Annotated in this window: 23 protein-coding genes; 11 read left to right on the forward strand and 12 right to left on the reverse strand. The window is 52.6% G+C overall.

The genetic code is table 11. The features are described from left to right. Positions 1–293 precede the first annotated feature (293 nt). Positions 294–605, forward strand: a complete 312-nt coding sequence (locus M1B78_RS17460; protein ID WP_121737465.1) for a helix-turn-helix domain-containing protein — start codon at positions 294–296, stop codon at positions 603–605. Positions 606–648: 43 nt separating this feature from the next. Then, positions 649–954, forward strand: a complete 306-nt coding sequence (locus tag M1B78_RS17465) for a helix-turn-helix domain-containing protein (protein ID WP_005776632.1) — start codon at positions 649–651, stop codon at positions 952–954. 144 nt (positions 955–1,098) lie between these two features. Here the strand turns inward: M1B78_RS17465 and M1B78_RS17470 are convergent, their stop codons facing one another. Genes M1B78_RS17470 through M1B78_RS17485 form a run of 4 tightly spaced genes read right to left on the reverse strand, consistent with a single transcriptional unit; the run spans position 1,099 to position 4,165 of the window. Beyond that, positions 1,099–1,329 carry a hypothetical protein gene (locus M1B78_RS17470; RefSeq protein ID WP_257941372.1) on the reverse strand — a complete coding sequence of 77 codons (231 nt, stop codon included), beginning with the start codon at positions 1,327–1,329 and terminating at the stop codon, positions 1,099–1,101. Further along, positions 1,298–1,672 (reverse strand): hypothetical protein, encoded by a 375-nt coding sequence (locus tag M1B78_RS17475; RefSeq protein ID WP_257941373.1) that lies wholly within the window; start codon positions 1,670–1,672, stop codon positions 1,298–1,300. Before M1B78_RS17475 ends, M1B78_RS17470 begins: the two co-directional genes overlap by 32 nt. A gap of 21 nt (positions 1,673–1,693) precedes the next feature. Next, the gene (locus tag M1B78_RS17480) at positions 1,694–2,914 is read right to left on the reverse strand and encodes a site-specific integrase (RefSeq protein WP_257941374.1); all 1,221 of its coding nucleotides are present in this window, start codon (positions 2,912–2,914) and stop codon (positions 1,694–1,696) included. 21 nt (positions 2,915–2,935) lie between these two features. Continuing rightward, the gene (locus M1B78_RS17485; protein ID WP_257941375.1) at positions 2,936–4,165 is read right to left on the reverse strand and encodes a site-specific integrase; all 1,230 of its coding nucleotides are present in this window, start codon (positions 4,163–4,165) and stop codon (positions 2,936–2,938) included. A 290-nt stretch (positions 4,166–4,455) separates the two neighbouring features. Between M1B78_RS17485 and M1B78_RS17490 the strand changes: the two genes are divergently transcribed. From M1B78_RS17490 to M1B78_RS17510, 5 genes are all read left to right on the forward strand, one after another. Next, positions 4,456–4,659 carry a tyrosine-type recombinase/integrase gene (locus M1B78_RS17490; RefSeq protein WP_430732577.1) on the forward strand — a complete coding sequence of 68 codons (204 nt, stop codon included), beginning with the start codon at positions 4,456–4,458 and terminating at the stop codon, positions 4,657–4,659. Between the two features lie 16 nt (positions 4,660–4,675). Beyond that, entirely contained in the window at positions 4,676–4,915 is a 240-nt protein-coding gene (locus tag M1B78_RS17495; protein WP_257941376.1) for a helix-turn-helix domain-containing protein, read from the forward strand. Between the two features lie 2 nt (positions 4,916–4,917). Then, on the forward strand, positions 4,918–6,081 hold the full coding sequence (locus M1B78_RS17500; protein WP_257941377.1) for a DUF4373 domain-containing protein: 1,164 nt from the start codon (positions 4,918–4,920) through the stop codon (positions 6,079–6,081). Between the two features lie 103 nt (positions 6,082–6,184). Continuing rightward, positions 6,185–6,427: a hypothetical protein gene (locus M1B78_RS17505; protein WP_257941378.1), complete on the forward strand. Its 243-nt coding sequence runs from the start codon at positions 6,185–6,187 to the stop codon at positions 6,425–6,427. 77 nt (positions 6,428–6,504) lie between these two features. Then, positions 6,505–6,693 carry a hypothetical protein gene (locus M1B78_RS17510; protein WP_257941379.1) on the forward strand — a complete coding sequence of 63 codons (189 nt, stop codon included), beginning with the start codon at positions 6,505–6,507 and terminating at the stop codon, positions 6,691–6,693. On the opposite strand, the gene M1B78_RS17515 is transcribed toward M1B78_RS17510, so the two are convergent. Next, on the reverse strand, positions 6,645–7,190 hold the full coding sequence (locus M1B78_RS17515; protein WP_257941380.1) for a hypothetical protein: 546 nt from the start codon (positions 7,188–7,190) through the stop codon (positions 6,645–6,647). The genes M1B78_RS17510 and M1B78_RS17515 overlap by 49 nt on opposite strands. Positions 7,191–7,771: 581 nt before the next feature. Here M1B78_RS17515 and M1B78_RS17520 point away from each other — a divergent pair. The 3 genes from M1B78_RS17520 (at position 7,772) to M1B78_RS17530 (ending at position 8,763) form a co-directional block, all read left to right on the forward strand. Further along, positions 7,772–8,053 carry a DUF4248 domain-containing protein gene (locus tag M1B78_RS17520; RefSeq protein WP_257941381.1) on the forward strand — a complete coding sequence of 94 codons (282 nt, stop codon included), beginning with the start codon at positions 7,772–7,774 and terminating at the stop codon, positions 8,051–8,053. A 10-nt stretch (positions 8,054–8,063) separates the two neighbouring features. Next, a complete protein-coding gene (locus tag M1B78_RS17525; RefSeq protein ID WP_257941382.1) occupies positions 8,064–8,534 on the forward strand; it encodes an N-acetylmuramoyl-L-alanine amidase in 471 nt (156 codons plus the stop codon). Positions 8,535–8,640: 106 nt separating this feature from the next. Then, positions 8,641–8,763, forward strand: a complete 123-nt coding sequence (locus tag M1B78_RS17530; protein ID WP_257941383.1) for a hypothetical protein — start codon at positions 8,641–8,643, stop codon at positions 8,761–8,763. Positions 8,764–8,812: 49 nt separating this feature from the next. Here M1B78_RS17530 and M1B78_RS17535 read toward each other — a convergent pair whose 3' ends face one another. Beyond that, a complete protein-coding gene (locus tag M1B78_RS17535; RefSeq protein ID WP_257941384.1) occupies positions 8,813–8,965 on the reverse strand; it encodes a hypothetical protein in 153 nt (50 codons plus the stop codon). A gap of 20 nt (positions 8,966–8,985) precedes the next feature. Here M1B78_RS17535 and M1B78_RS17540 point away from each other — a divergent pair, with 20 nt between their 5' ends. After that, on the forward strand, positions 8,986–9,468 hold the full coding sequence (locus M1B78_RS17540) for an HU family DNA-binding protein (protein ID WP_257941385.1): 483 nt from the start codon (positions 8,986–8,988) through the stop codon (positions 9,466–9,468). A 496-nt stretch (positions 9,469–9,964) separates the two neighbouring features. Here the strand turns inward: M1B78_RS17540 and M1B78_RS17545 are convergent, their stop codons facing one another. From M1B78_RS17545 to M1B78_RS17570, 6 genes are all read right to left on the reverse strand, one after another. Beyond that, complete coding sequence (locus tag M1B78_RS17545) at positions 9,965–10,165, reverse strand: transcriptional regulator (protein WP_257941386.1); 201 nt, start codon at positions 10,163–10,165, stop codon at positions 9,965–9,967. A gap of 153 nt (positions 10,166–10,318) precedes the next feature. Then, positions 10,319–10,504, reverse strand: coding sequence for a DUF6722 family protein (locus M1B78_RS17550; RefSeq protein WP_257941387.1), 186 nt, complete (start codon positions 10,502–10,504; stop codon positions 10,319–10,321). Between the two features lie 396 nt (positions 10,505–10,900). After that, the gene (locus tag M1B78_RS17555) at positions 10,901–11,605 is read right to left on the reverse strand and encodes a hypothetical protein (RefSeq protein ID WP_257941388.1); all 705 of its coding nucleotides are present in this window, start codon (positions 11,603–11,605) and stop codon (positions 10,901–10,903) included. Beyond that, on the reverse strand, positions 11,598–11,864 hold the full coding sequence (locus M1B78_RS17560) for a hypothetical protein (protein WP_257941389.1): 267 nt from the start codon (positions 11,862–11,864) through the stop codon (positions 11,598–11,600). The genes M1B78_RS17555 and M1B78_RS17560 overlap by 8 nt, the downstream gene beginning before the upstream one ends. 446 nt (positions 11,865–12,310) lie before the next feature. Next, entirely contained in the window at positions 12,311–12,496 is a 186-nt protein-coding gene (locus M1B78_RS17565; protein ID WP_210434546.1) for a transposase, read from the reverse strand. Next, positions 12,456–12,783, reverse strand: a 328-nt coding sequence (locus M1B78_RS17570; protein WP_257941390.1) for a transposase, incomplete at its 5' end; no start/stop codon positions are given. The genes M1B78_RS17570 and M1B78_RS17565, both read right to left, overlap by 41 nt.

Raw genomic sequence — 12,783 nt, forward strand, 5'->3', positions numbered from 1 at the left:
CTATCTTATTATACTAAATATTATTTACTAACTCATTTGTTTTCAACGGATTAACTGTAATTTTAACGAAGTATTAACTATATAGAGAACTATTAAATAAGCGGATTGTGAAATAGTCAGCCTTTCTGTTTGAACAGCATTCATGCGAAAAGAACCGTTTCTGTATGATACCCACGGACAATGGCTACCGTATCGGCGCAACACGCTGCCACTTTCGGCAAATCCATTGCAGAGCAGCAGATTATATATTCCTTTGCGGCAAAAGAAACAATACCAACTAAAAGAAAGACAATATGGAAATCGTATCAATCGAAAGAAAGACCTTTGAGGCGATGGTCGCCAAGTTCGACCGCTTCGTCCGCCGTATGGATGCCATCTGCCATCGGCACGGGGAAAAGAGAATGAGCGAGTGGATGGACAATCAGGACGTGTGCCGGATGCTCAACATCAGCCCACGAACATTGCAGACGCTTCGTGATAACGGCACATTGGCTTACTCGCAGATAAACCACAAGACCTACTACCGTCCCGAAGATGTGAAACGTATCGTCTCTATCGTAGAGGATAGGAGAAAAGAAGCAAGGTTCAAAGGCAGGACAATCTGATAACCGAATAGAGTAACAACAATAATTCCACTAAATCTAAAGTATGAACGAACTGATTAACAAAGACAACGAGTGGATAATCCACTTCATGGGCAGTCTTGACCGATTGCTTGACAATGTAGAGCATCTGACCGCCAACTACCGCCCGACACTGGGCGGCGAGCGTTTTTTCACCGACAAGGAAGTGTCGGCACGGCTGAAAGTAAGCCGCCGGACACTTCAGGACTACCGTAACGAAGGGCGCATAGCCTATATCCAGTTGGGCGGTAAAATCCTCTACCGTGAATCCGACATCGAAAGAATGCTGAATGACGGCTACCGCTCCGCCTACCGACTGACAGGCACATGATTTTCTTGAAGGAGCGCAGTTTGCCGTCTGCCCTGTGATTGCGTCAGCAATGGATTTTCGGCAAAAAAAGGAACAGCTTACGGATGAAGCATCAATATTCCACTTCGTCTGTAAGCCGTTCCTTTCTATCTCCTGATTTTTCCGTCAGTCGCTTGTTTCCGTTGCCGGATGCTTTTTTAAGCGTGTGTCAAGCAGTGGCAAGGTTTTCGGGCTGAATACGCTCAAACAGTTTTGAGGAAGATTCTGCCCGAAACGGCATCGCCGCCTGACCTTGCCAATGCCGTCGAGCCACATGCTACCTTTGCATCCGTGGATCGGAAACGAGTGGCTGGCGGAATAAGCCTCAACTATACCATAGGTTGTTGCCTCTGCCATAGGAAACAAGCAATGTAATCGGAGCCTCTCTTTTGATAGAGCAGATTTCATTTATTACAAACCGTCTGAACAATGCACTTTCTCTACTGCATATCCTGAATGCAACGGCTATAACCATTTCAATATCATAAACGTCATAACTGATACCGTCCAGTCGTTTAATGTATCTCATTGTCTTGGCTTCATCCAGTTCCTTGTTCTTGTAAATAGCATGAATCGTCTTGCGGATATCGCATGAGAACATCCCGAACAGGTCGGCTATCTCGAATTGTGTCATCCATATAGGTGCTGTCGGCATAATAACTACACCCGTTTCACTGATTGTTATTATTCCTCTGTTCATAATGTACTGAATTGATACTGTTTACTTATTGTTGTCTGTCTTTTCGCCGGTATATTGTATCTTCCTGCGTTCCATCAGCTTGTCCATGTCCTTTGAGATTTTATCATCGGTTATCCGTGCATATCCCTGAGTTGTCCGAATATTGGAATGTCCCATCATCTTGGCGATGCTCTCAATCGGTATATCCGCTGAAATCAGGAAAGTTCCGAAGCTGTGCCGGCTTTGATGATAGGTCAAGTTTTCCTCTTTCCCTATGGTTACTCCCAACTCGTGAACCTCAAACCATAGGGCATCACGGTTGGGAAGAGGAAACACGGGCTTCTCGTCATCGGTCGTGTTGTACAGCGACAATATCCGCTCCGCTATGGGATGCAGGGGAATGAACGCCTCCACCTTTGTCTTTTTTCGGTTAATGCGGATGTAGCGTCTGCCCTCCGCATTCGTTCCGATATGGTGCGGATGCAGCAATTGTATGTCCGCATACGCCAGCCCAGTCAGGGTCGAGAAGATGAAAGCCCGTCTTGCCAGTTCCATCCGCTTGTCATACATCGGGGTGGAAAGTATCTTCTTGAACTCCTCACGGCTGATGTACCTATGTCTTGCTCCCGGCTTTGTCTCATACTCCAAGTCCTCACAGGGATTCACACGGATAATCTCCTTATCAACTGCAAGGTACAACAGTCTGTTCAGCCAACGCAGACAATGGTTGGTCTGGGAAACCCCGAAGTTCTTGCATTTCTTCAAGTAGGCTTTGTAGGACTTACCGAAATCCTCCGTCACTTCTTCAAGAGGAATGTCCTTTTTCCCGATTGACACTATAAAGTCCGTCAGGTACTTTTGGTAGTACATTGAAGCCCGATAGGAAGAAGTGGAGTCTATTTCCTCGGAATGTTTCTTCAATCGCTCCCGTTCCCATTCACCCATTTGCAGGAGGGTGGTCGGATGGATGTTGTTCAAGGTGATATGGTTCTTCAATATCTCCGCGCTGACCACGCCTTGTAATTTCAGAATCTCATTGTAGGCTTCCTCTGTCAGCCGCAGGTATTCACGTAAGCGGTTGTTCTCCCGTATAGTTTTTATCTCGTTCTTCTTGCTGTTCCAGTCTTCCGGACGGCAATAGATACCCGTACTGATGGCGGTCTGCTTCCCGTCAATGGTTATACGGCAGAGTACGGCGGTCGTTCCGTCAGCCTTTATCTTGCTGCGGTTGATATAGGGCAAGAGTGAAAATGTGCTTCGCATATCTTTTTCTGTATTAAAGGGTTAAAGAACTAATTGAAAATCTTTGGTGGTTTCTATGAACTTGTCCATGTCCTCGAAAAGTTTCTTCGGGCTGACACGGGCATAGACCTGTGTCGTGGAAATGTCGGAGTGTCCCAGCATCCTGCTGATGGTCTCTATCGGCACACCCGCTTCAAGCGTAATCAGCGAAGCGAAGCTGTGCCTCGCCTGATGGTAGCACAAGTCATCCTTGATGCCTGCCAGTGCCGCCAACGCTTTCATGTGCCGCCTGAGATTTGACCAGCGAAGCAAAGGAAACAGGGTTTCCCTTGTCTCGTCCTTGTATTTTTCAAGCAACGCCAACGCTTCGGGAAGAAGCTTCACGCTTGCCCGATGCTCGTTTTTCTTCCGGCGGTATTTCAGCCACAATGCCCCGTTGTCGTCCGTGTACAGGTTCTCGTCCGTGATGGAAACCATATCGGCGTATGACACGCCCGTGTAGCAGGCGAACAGGAACAGGTCACGTGCCAGCATGTGGGATTTTCTATAAGCCGGTATTTCCACGTCACGGATTCTCTCGAACGATTCGCGGCTCAATGCCCGCGGTGTCCTTTCCGATTGCCGGGGCAGGGCGAAATGCTGGAAATGGCATTTCTCGGAATACCCCTTCTTGTAGGCAAGGCGACAAATCTTCTTCAGGATGGCAAGATGGTGGCGGACAGTATCTATAGCATAGCCTTTTTCTTCCGTGGCGAAAGCCTGATAGTCGTGGATGAACTGCTCCGTCAATTGCCCGAAAGCCAAGTCCTTGAGCTTATACCTGTGTCTGATGAACTCGCCGAGTGTAAGACGCATATAGTGATAGCCGGGATAAGTCCCTTTCGCACGGTCAATACCGATACGGGCTTTGAGGTCGTCACAGACAACGTCCGTCATTTTCATGAGCGTCATCTGCGTTTCCATGCTGCCTTGAAAAAAGTCTTTCACATCGGCGGCATCGAAGTCAATCTTGCGCTCCACAAGGTTGTCGAATGCCGTGTTCACCGCCAGCAGCAACTTGTCAATCTTGGCATTGGTTTCCACCGCTTCCTTACCCTTGCCGTTCAGACGGCTTTCACGAGGGTTCCAGAGTTCCGGCGTGCAGGACAGCTTACATCCGAACTGCGCCATTGTGCGGTTCACCGTGATTCTTCCCATCATCGGGGCTTTACCCGACTTGTCCAATCCGCTCTTTTTGAGGTAGAGCAGCACCTTGAATTTTTCTACTTTCATACGCTTATTTTTTTAGTGCAAAATTACTTGCCGTATAAGCGTTCCTTGATATGCAAAATGCTGTGTATTAGAGCAAACAAAACGGTGAGGACTTCATTTTACTTCATTCCGTTACCGACATCCGTTTCGGTAACTGCCCGGCTAACGGTTTGGTAACTGAACAACCTCAATATTCCGTTGCCGTTTGCATTTTCCCTACTTGGCAGAATACTGAAACATCGTTCATTTCAAACGACTTACGTTCAAACTTCACCTGTATGTTTTTCCTTGCATAGCCTATCACATTCCACATGGCGCGTCATACCTTTGCCACTACCATCACGCTACAGCAGGGCATACCGATAGAAACCGTCTCGAAGATGCTGGGGCATGCCAGCCTCACGACCACGCAAATCTATGCCAAGGTGCTCGACAAGAAGATAATGGATGATATGTCGGCACTGAAAGAGGCATACGCCAAGAAAGAGGCGCTGAAGAAAGCAAGCAATCAATAACTATAATACCACTGATATGAAAAAGAGACTCATTGAACGGAACGCCCTGCAGGCGGCGGAATGCCTGACGGAAATGGAAGATAAGGAGTACCTGCGCAGCACGGACGTGACGCGCATCTTCTCCATCAGCAACTCCACGCTGAAGCTGATGCGTGCCAGGGGCGAACTGCCCTGCTACCGCCTCGGCAAGACTTACCTATATAAGAAGGAAGAGATAGAGGCGTGCCTGGTGAAACTCATAGCAGGAAGGGAGTGAGTATGGCAAAGCAGGGTTTCAGTTACTACAAGGCGGAAACAGACCGCTTTCAGGACATCAAGATAAAGCGCCTGAAGAAGAAGTACCATTGTGCCGGGTATGCCGTCTATCAGTACGTGCTCAACGAGATTTATCGGGTGAGGGGCTACTGCCTGCCGTTCACCGAAGACCACCTCTTCGACGTGTCCGAATACTGGGACATCGAAGAGGAGGAGGTGACCGCCATCATCGGCTATTGTGCCGAGATAGGGCTGTTCGACAATCGGTTGTGGCAGGAGAAGGGGGTGCTGACCGCACGGAGCATACAGACGCGCTACATCGACATCTGCAAGGTGTGCAAGAAGACGCCCGCCATCGAGGAGGAACTCCGGCTGGTGGAAGCGGAGAAAGCCGCCCAGGCGCCGGAATCGCTGCCACAGCTGTTCCCCAGGGAGGAACTGCCGTCGATGCGGATTGTCCCGAAAGCCGGGGCGGACGCAGTGCCGAAGGGTGCCGCCGATATACCGGAAGCCGCTGTGCCGATGCCTGCCGCCCGGGCACTTGTAACCGCACAAGCGGAAACGGGTGCCGAGGGTGCCGGGAAGCGGGTCTTGTCGGAGCTGGAAGCGAGGGAGGCGGAAGCGTTTCCGGAAGGTTTCAGGAAATTTCCGGAAACTTCCGGAAGTTTTCCGGAAGAATCCGACAAATCTATTAAAAGCTATGCAAGTATAAACTCCTCCTCAAACTCCCCCTCACGGGAGGAGGCGGACAAGGCTTCGCGCTCTTCGGGGAAGGAGAGGCTGCGGCGGCTGCTCAGGGCGATGAGCATCGCTCCCGACGATGCCCGCTGGATAGGCACGATAGAGGGCATCGACGCTGACGGCTCGCCGCTGTGGCTGCTTGCCGATGAGGTGCGGCAGAGCCGCGGCAGGCTGACGGTGTGCAGCTACCTGATGCCCTCGTTGCGCTCGCTGGTGGCGGCGGGGCGGCTCACGGTGCGGAGGCAGGCAGCCGATACGTCCGAGGAGCTGCGGCGGCTGTTGCGGCAGGTCAGGGTGCCGAGCTACGACATCGGGCGGGTGCTCGAGGCGATAGACGAAGTGCGGTGCAGCAAAGGCAAGATAAGCATGCCTGCCAGGTACATCCTTTCGAAGCTGCGGAAGGCGGCGCCTGCCAAGGCTTCGTGAGGGGAGAATCCGGAGATGAAGTGCGCTCCCGGCGTGTGCGTCGTGAGCGGAAACAGTGAAAAAACGCTCGTGTGGTACGCCTCATGAGCAAAAAACATCGGAAATGAAGAATGAACGACAGACAGCGGCCGCTCCGGTCAGCGGCAAGTACTACCCCCGCAAGATGGCGCACGGGTGGTGCGTGGCACACCGCATCACGGCATGCGGGGCAACAATTGAGCGCTTCGGCGCGAAGTATCGGACCTATCGGGAAGCTTTCGAGCGTGCCGAGTGGATGAACCGTGAGGAAGCCCGTGCGGCGGCACTCCGGGAGGCATCCGGAAACGGGAAGGAGGCGCGGCCATGAGCATGGAGAAGGTATCGACGCTCACCTTGCGGCTGACGGCGGAGGAAGCGGAACAGCTGGAGCGGCTGAAAGCGTTGGTGGGCAAATCGACAGGCAGCGAGGCGTTGAAGTACGTGATGAGGGAGTATCCCCGTTTCTGTGCCCATTACCGGGAAGAGGCGAAGAGGCAGCGCGAGAGGGAGCAGGAGTTTGCCGAGATGCGCCGTGCGTTGTGCGGTTATGTCGAGGCGTTGCATCGGTTGCAGGCGGTGGCGTTGCGGGAGTAGTGCCGCCGGTGGGGGAGGGTGATAGCAGTCGTTCCGGAGATATCGCCTTGGTACCTGGTGCGGATGATAGCAGATTTCATACCAGGATTGCTCAAGCTGCGGGTGAAGTGATAGCAAACCGAAGGCTTGAAACAACGGATGAACGCCGGAACCTGCCGAAGCGAGATAGCAGCCAATGCCGGCTCGATGAGATTGGCCAATGAAAATTGATAGCAGATTACATTCCCGGAACGGCAGCCGGCCGAAAGGATTGCTGTCGCTTCCGGGGCGTACTGTGCAGGAGGATATGCGCTGTCCGGGAGGCATCCGGCTCTTTTGTCCGCCCCTGCCCCCAATGCACGCCGCCAGCCCGCCGTGCGGGCACCCAGCCGGCACGCAAAGGGTGCAGCGGCTTCGGCAGTGCTCCGTCGCAGGCGGCAGTTCCGGAGACAGCTTTGCCGCGCTGGCGTCCGTCGGCTCAGCCCGTGCCGCCTGCCCCTTTCCCTTGGCTTATACACGGCGGGGCATGCCGCACTCAGGGCAGTGTTGCCGCGCTCCCGGTAGCACCGCTCGTTCCTCCCGCTGCTGTTGCGGTGACCGTGTGCTTCATAGGTATGCCTTTTTTTCTGCCCTTCGGCGGAAAAAAGAGATAGGAAGCTGAGTTTTTATAACATAATAAGAATATTTTTCAGCCGGGCGCTTCGCTTGACTCCCGGCTGCGCTACGCTAAAAATATTCGCTATTATGTTAACAATACAGCTTTGTATCCACGCCAGCGCTCCCTCCGGTCGGCACAGCTGTCGGAGAGAGCATAGTTCCTTGCACCCATGCCCGGGGCTGGGACATTTCCTTCCGGCTTCGCCGGGCTGTGTGCGCTGCGCGTCCACGGCGCGTTGTGCCGCCTGCCGTCCGGCCAAGCCCAGGGGCGCGCGCCTCACCCCGCGAGCGGGGCGCGATACCTCTTCGGTCCGGCTGCGCCGGGCTGCGCTGCCCCATCTGTCCGGAGCTAACTATATTTATATATATATCCACCCTCCGCACACCTTTGCCATCAGGAATATATGTGTATCTTTACGTTTGTAAATTAAATACATAAGCTATGACATCAAACCCATTCCGCTTGCAACCCGCTTGTAGCGGCCGTCGTTCTGCCATCACCGAACCTGGCCTGAAGAAGCATTCCTACGGTTTCAAAGAACTTGCCGTGCTCTATTTCCCCAGCATCGCCCCTGCCAGTGCCAGTATCCGGCTGAAAGCCTGGATCAAAGATTCGCCCCAACTCCTGGACCAGCTGACCGAGACCAATTATCACCTGAATGCCCGCGTGCTCACGCCCCGGCAGATTTCCTTGATAACAGTCGCTTTCGGTTCCCCATTCTGACTGCCTGACCATGAACGTGATTGCTTCCCGCCCCATCAACCTGATTGTGATACACTGCACCGCTTCGCGTTGTGACCGTGTCCTTTCGCCCTCTGACCTCGACAGCCTCCACCGCCGCCGAGGCTTCGACGGCTGCGGTTATCACTACTACATCACCCGCGACGGACACACCCACGCCATGCGCCCGCTCCACCGCATCGGCGCCCACGCCCGAGGCCACAATGCCCGCTCGATAGGCATCGCCTACGAGGGCGGCCTGCTGTCCGACGGCACTCCGGCCGACACCCGCACCCGGGCACAACGCTCCGCGCTGCGTTCCCTCATCAGCCGCCTGCTCGTCCTCTATCCCCGGAGTACCGTCTGCGGCCACCGCGACCTCAGCCCCGACCTGAACGGCAACGGCATCATCGAGCCGCAGGAATGGCTCAAGCAATGTCCCTGTTTCGACGCTTCTGCCGAATACGCCACCCTCCGTCCCTGATAACCGCACAATCCGTGCGGGAAGCGCACATAAACGCATGCACTCGCCACCGCTTCTTCGCTTCTTCGTACCTTCGTCCCCCGAACTAATCAAAAAGAATGCCGCTATGAAGAAAGTCATGAAATGGGTGCTTCGCGCCCTGAAATTCGTTTTCACAAACGAGAGTTTCCGCACCTTCATCGCCTCCTTGCTGGGCAAGGAGAGTGACAGAAAAACAGGAAGCAAGTAGCCAGCCATTCCGGTTCCGGAAGAAGCCGCCTCCACAAAGGGCGGCTTTTTCATGCTCCGCCAGGAGCCGGAGGAATGCAGCCGTTGCCCCACATATCTGCACGAAACCGTACACAACCGCACGAACCCCCGAAACCTGCGCGCGTGCGTGCGTACATTTGTCCTATATCTCCGCAACCGGAGAAGCGAAAACCATGTTTCAACCTTTAAAACTTTTTCAACTATGCCCGTATCTTATTCCGTATCAGGCCGCAAAAAGCCCGGCGACAAAAACGCCCCTGTAAAGTTCTACGCCCAAGTGCAAGCCTCCGATGAGTGCCCGTTCCAGACATTGACCCGCACTGCCGCCGACCGTTCCACCGTGACTGCCGCCGATGCAAAGGCTGTGATGGACAACGTGATGACCGTGCTCAAGGAGAAACTTGCAGCCGGACAGATTGTGCGTATCGACGACCTCGGCTCTTTCCGTGTAGCCATCAGCACCGAAGGTGTGGAAGTTGCCGAAAAGTTCACCGCCGCCAACATCAAGAAAGCACGCATCGTCTTCACGCCCTGCAAGGAACTGAAGAACCTTTGCAAGACTTTCGAGTACCGCAAGACTTCTACCGTAGCAACCCGCGGTCAAGGCGGTGCTAACGAAGGGGAAGACAACACCACCGGAGGCGGTGGCAATGATGGCGACCAGAGCGAGAACCCACTGGGCTAAACGCCCGTTTTCCGCGCAGGAAACACTCGAAAACGTCCCGGTGATTTTTCATTTCGCCGGGGCGTTTTTTTATTTCCTCCCGTGAAAATGGAAAAACGCCGGGACGAAACCGGGAAGCGTATGCCTGGCATGACCAAGGGGGCTTCCGGCGGCTTTTCCTGAATGGTTTTGCAATGAACAGGCCTCAATTCCGGATTCTGACGAATACGAGGTTTGCAGACGAAAACGGATGTAACAAGACAAAAACGGGTGCGATGGCATGGCGGAACAGGCAACGGATTTTTCCTTCTTTTTCTTCACAAAGATAGGCTCCGGCCGTCATTCAATCAAGAACCGGCTACGCCTATCCGGCAGAAAAAAAATCCTGAGCGCCTGCGGCGTGCGGTTTTTTTCCTGCCGGATTTCTTGCTTGAATGCCGTCCTACACCTGGGGGAAGTTTAGAAAAAAAAGGAAAAAAATGTGGGGGGCTGCGCGGTGTGGCGTGGGTGTGTGCAGTTATCCTTGCCGCTTGGTGAGCCATTCGGCGGCTTTGCGCAGCGTGTTGGCAAGCGCGGTCTTGTCGGTGGCGGCATCATCCAGTCGGAGGCGCCAGCCCGGTTTCTTGTAACGGCACAAGAAGAGTTCCTGCCCGTCGGGCGAGGTTTCCAGCCCGTAAGCCGCAGGTTTCAGAATGCGTGTCTTGTTTGGGGGTGTCATGATGCTGGTATGCCCGTCGTGCCGATAGCGCAGCGTTTAGAGTTAACGGCCTGTCTTTTTCGACTGTCCCTTATGGTCCTGGTGCCAGTAATACAGCCCGGCTGTATTGGCTACTACAATGATGAATGCAAACATGATTAGTGCTCCCATACTCTATGCTCCTTTCTTTTTGTCGCGTACCAGGTACAACCCCCAGCCCAATGACAGGGCTACGGCAAGAGTGCCTCCCGCGTAGATTATCCACTTTTGTTCCACTTCTCCGAAAATCGAGGTCAGCACTACGGCGGTGGTGATGTACTTGGCGATATCCATCAGCCATTTTCCCAACTCTTTTTTCATGATTTTGTTCTCGTATTACAGTTATTAATAGTAGGGTGTCTCCCTATTTCAGTAACACAAAGATACGTGTTTTTATTGTAAAATCCTAATAATTAGTGTGAAAACTTTATTCTTATTTCATGTGCCGCTCCTCCGGTTCGGCGGCCGGGTATGTGTTCCGGCAGTTCTTCCCACCGCGCAGCCACCCCCATTTTTTTTCCTTTTTTCTAAACTTTCTTTCAGGTGCAGGGCGGAATCCGGACAAGAAATCCGGGGGGAAAAAACCGCACGCCGCAGGCGCTCAGGATTTTTTTCTTCCGGATAGGCGGAGCCGGTTCTTGGCCGGATAACGTCCCGGAGCCTATTTTTGTGAAGAAAAGAGGAAAAATGTACGGAGTATCTTTCGGGTGTGCCCAATCACTGCCCGACGGGCTTCCGGAGCGTCCGGCATCGTCCGGCGAAGCCGGTGGGAAAGGTATTGGCCGCCTCGGCGGACATGACCCAAGGCTTGGCCGGACGGCAGGCGGCACAACGCGCCGTGGATGCGCAGCGCACACAGCCCGGCGAAGCCGGAAGGAAATGTCCCAGCCCCGGGCATGGGGGCGAGGAACTGCGCTCCCTCCGACAGCTGTGCCGACCGGAGGGAGCGCTGGCGTGGATACCGGTATTAAATATAATAATATTTATCGAGGGGAATAGTCGGCGCTTGCGCCGCCCCTCGATATGGATTGTTATGTTTAATACTAAGAACCTCTCTCTTTTTTCTGCTCCGGCAGAGAAAAAAGGCATACCTATGAAACACACGGTCACCGCAACATCGGCGGCTGACGGAGCCGACGATACCGGGAGCGCGGCAAAACCGCCCTGAGTGCGGCATGCCCCGCCGTGTATAAGCCAAGGGAAAGGGGCAGGCGGCACGGGCTGAGCCGACGGACGCCAGCGCGGCAAAGCTGTCTCCGGAACTGCCGCCTGCGACGGAGCACTGCCGAAGCCGCTGCATCCTTTGCGTGCCGGCTGGGTGCCCGCACGGCGGGCTGGCGGCGTGCATTGGGGGCAGGGGCGGACAAAAGAGCCGGATGTTTCCCGGACAATGCATGGCGAAAGGCAGTCTTTGCTATTCACCGTCCGGTGGTATGATGCCTAATCTGATGCTGTCCTCATGTGTGGCATCCCGTCCCCCGTCCGTAAAACTCTCTCCGCTCTCTTTATTGCTCCAGTCATTGATGTTATATTCCACATTGTTCTCTTCCTCCTTCTCTTCATGATCCAAAGGAATGGTGTTGCAAGCAGCAGCCAGTCCGATGACAATTATTCCAATGAGTGCATTTCGTTTTCGTTTATTATCGCGGTTCGTTCCGTAGCTGTTTTGTTTTACCTTCATTCCTTTTTGATTTAATTAACGTCTTATGACTTGCCAAAGATAATTTAAAAAATACGATTTTTATCCGTTTTTGTCTTTTTATTCCGAAATAAATTCTACCTTTGTCTTGCTACTTTGTAAGATAATTGAAGGAGTGATTTTAGAGTTTGTAGTCAAATTCGGTGGCTAATTCGGTGGCGCATGAACAAGTACTGCGACTTATAGGACTGATTTTAAGCTCTAATATGGTTGGATGATATAGGGCAGGTAGCCCAACCACAAACAGCCAATTTGAGCTAAAAACCTCCTAAAGTCACAAGTTTTAAGAGGTTTTTTTGTTGCTTTCCGACCATGTACAAAAATTTCGGTGCAGGCATTGGCTCAGGCTCACCCGATAAACATAGGGGGCTTAAGCGGGTCAGTAGAAAATTAGGGGTCAGTCCTAAAACCCTGTGGGTATGTTAAATCTACCCTGTTAGTTTGCATAATCTAAAAATAAAAAATAGTCTATCTCCGACTCCCCTGAACTGTGTTCTGAACGCTTTAATTTTTGCATTGAATGATTCACCAAACGCATTGGTTTCCCTGTTAACGAAATAGTTCAGTATTGTTTCATAATAGTTCTGCATGGTATTTGTTACGGTTCGAAACATCCGTATCCAAGCTTTTCCATTTGTACCACAAGGCAAGCTTTGCCCGTGTCACATCCTTGTCATAGTGCTTATTATATATATCGGTCAACTCTATGGCCAAGTCGTAAACTGATTTCAGTTCCGGATAATGGTCGAATATGATTTCCGCACGTATTCTTTGGGATTCAGTCCATTTACTGAAATGCTTAACAAGTACATGTTTGGTCCTTGCCAGCAGCTGCTTGCGGGTATCACCATTGGTATATCGAAACGGAACATACTCTATGTTTTGCTCTTTGCACCGCTGA

Origin of the sequence: Bacteroides muris (ex Fokt et al. 2023) (genome assembly GCF_024704895.1) — a bacterium.
GTDB classification, from domain to species: Bacteria; Bacteroidota; Bacteroidia; order Bacteroidales; family Bacteroidaceae; genus Bacteroides; species Bacteroides muris.

Excerpts from the sequence above, each read along its gene's own strand:
- M1B78_RS17470 (WP_257941372.1), bottom strand. The coding sequence starts at position 1,329 with ATGGCAGAGGCAACAACCTATGGTATAGTTGAGGCTTATTCCGCCAGC.
- M1B78_RS17550 (WP_257941387.1), bottom strand. The coding sequence starts at position 10,504 with ATGAAAAAAGAGTTGGGAAAATGGCTGATGGATATCGCCAAGTACATC.
- M1B78_RS17495 (WP_257941376.1), top strand. The coding sequence starts at position 4,676 with ATGAAAAAGAGACTCATTGAACGGAACGCCCTGCAGGCGGCGGAATGC.
- M1B78_RS17530 (WP_257941383.1), top strand. The coding sequence starts at position 8,641 with ATGAAGAAAGTCATGAAATGGGTGCTTCGCGCCCTGAAATTCGTTTTC.
- M1B78_RS17565 (WP_210434546.1), bottom strand. The coding sequence starts at position 12,496 with ATGTTTCGAACCGTAACAAATACCATGCAGAACTATTATGAAACAATA.
- M1B78_RS17490 (WP_430732577.1), top strand. The coding sequence starts at position 4,456 with ATGGCGCGTCATACCTTTGCCACTACCATCACGCTACAGCAGGGCATA.
- M1B78_RS17520 (WP_257941381.1), top strand. The coding sequence starts at position 7,772 with ATGACATCAAACCCATTCCGCTTGCAACCCGCTTGTAGCGGCCGTCGT.
- M1B78_RS17505 (WP_257941378.1), top strand. The coding sequence starts at position 6,185 with ATGAAGAATGAACGACAGACAGCGGCCGCTCCGGTCAGCGGCAAGTAC.
- M1B78_RS17540 (WP_257941385.1), top strand. The coding sequence starts at position 8,986 with ATGCCCGTATCTTATTCCGTATCAGGCCGCAAAAAGCCCGGCGACAAA.
- M1B78_RS17480 (WP_257941374.1), bottom strand. The coding sequence starts at position 2,914 with ATGCGAAGCACATTTTCACTCTTGCCCTATATCAACCGCAGCAAGATA.
- M1B78_RS17545 (WP_257941386.1), bottom strand. The coding sequence starts at position 10,165 with ATGACACCCCCAAACAAGACACGCATTCTGAAACCTGCGGCTTACGGG.
- M1B78_RS17460 (WP_121737465.1), top strand. The coding sequence starts at position 294 with ATGGAAATCGTATCAATCGAAAGAAAGACCTTTGAGGCGATGGTCGCC.
- M1B78_RS17525 (WP_257941382.1), top strand. The coding sequence starts at position 8,064 with ATGAACGTGATTGCTTCCCGCCCCATCAACCTGATTGTGATACACTGC.
- M1B78_RS17475 (WP_257941373.1), bottom strand. The coding sequence starts at position 1,672 with ATGAACAGAGGAATAATAACAATCAGTGAAACGGGTGTAGTTATTATG.
- M1B78_RS17465 (WP_005776632.1), top strand. The coding sequence starts at position 649 with ATGAACGAACTGATTAACAAAGACAACGAGTGGATAATCCACTTCATG.
- M1B78_RS17560 (WP_257941389.1), bottom strand. The coding sequence starts at position 11,864 with ATGAAGGTAAAACAAAACAGCTACGGAACGAACCGCGATAATAAACGA.
- M1B78_RS17485 (WP_257941375.1), bottom strand. The coding sequence starts at position 4,165 with ATGAAAGTAGAAAAATTCAAGGTGCTGCTCTACCTCAAAAAGAGCGGA.
- M1B78_RS17500 (WP_257941377.1), top strand. The coding sequence starts at position 4,918 with ATGGCAAAGCAGGGTTTCAGTTACTACAAGGCGGAAACAGACCGCTTT.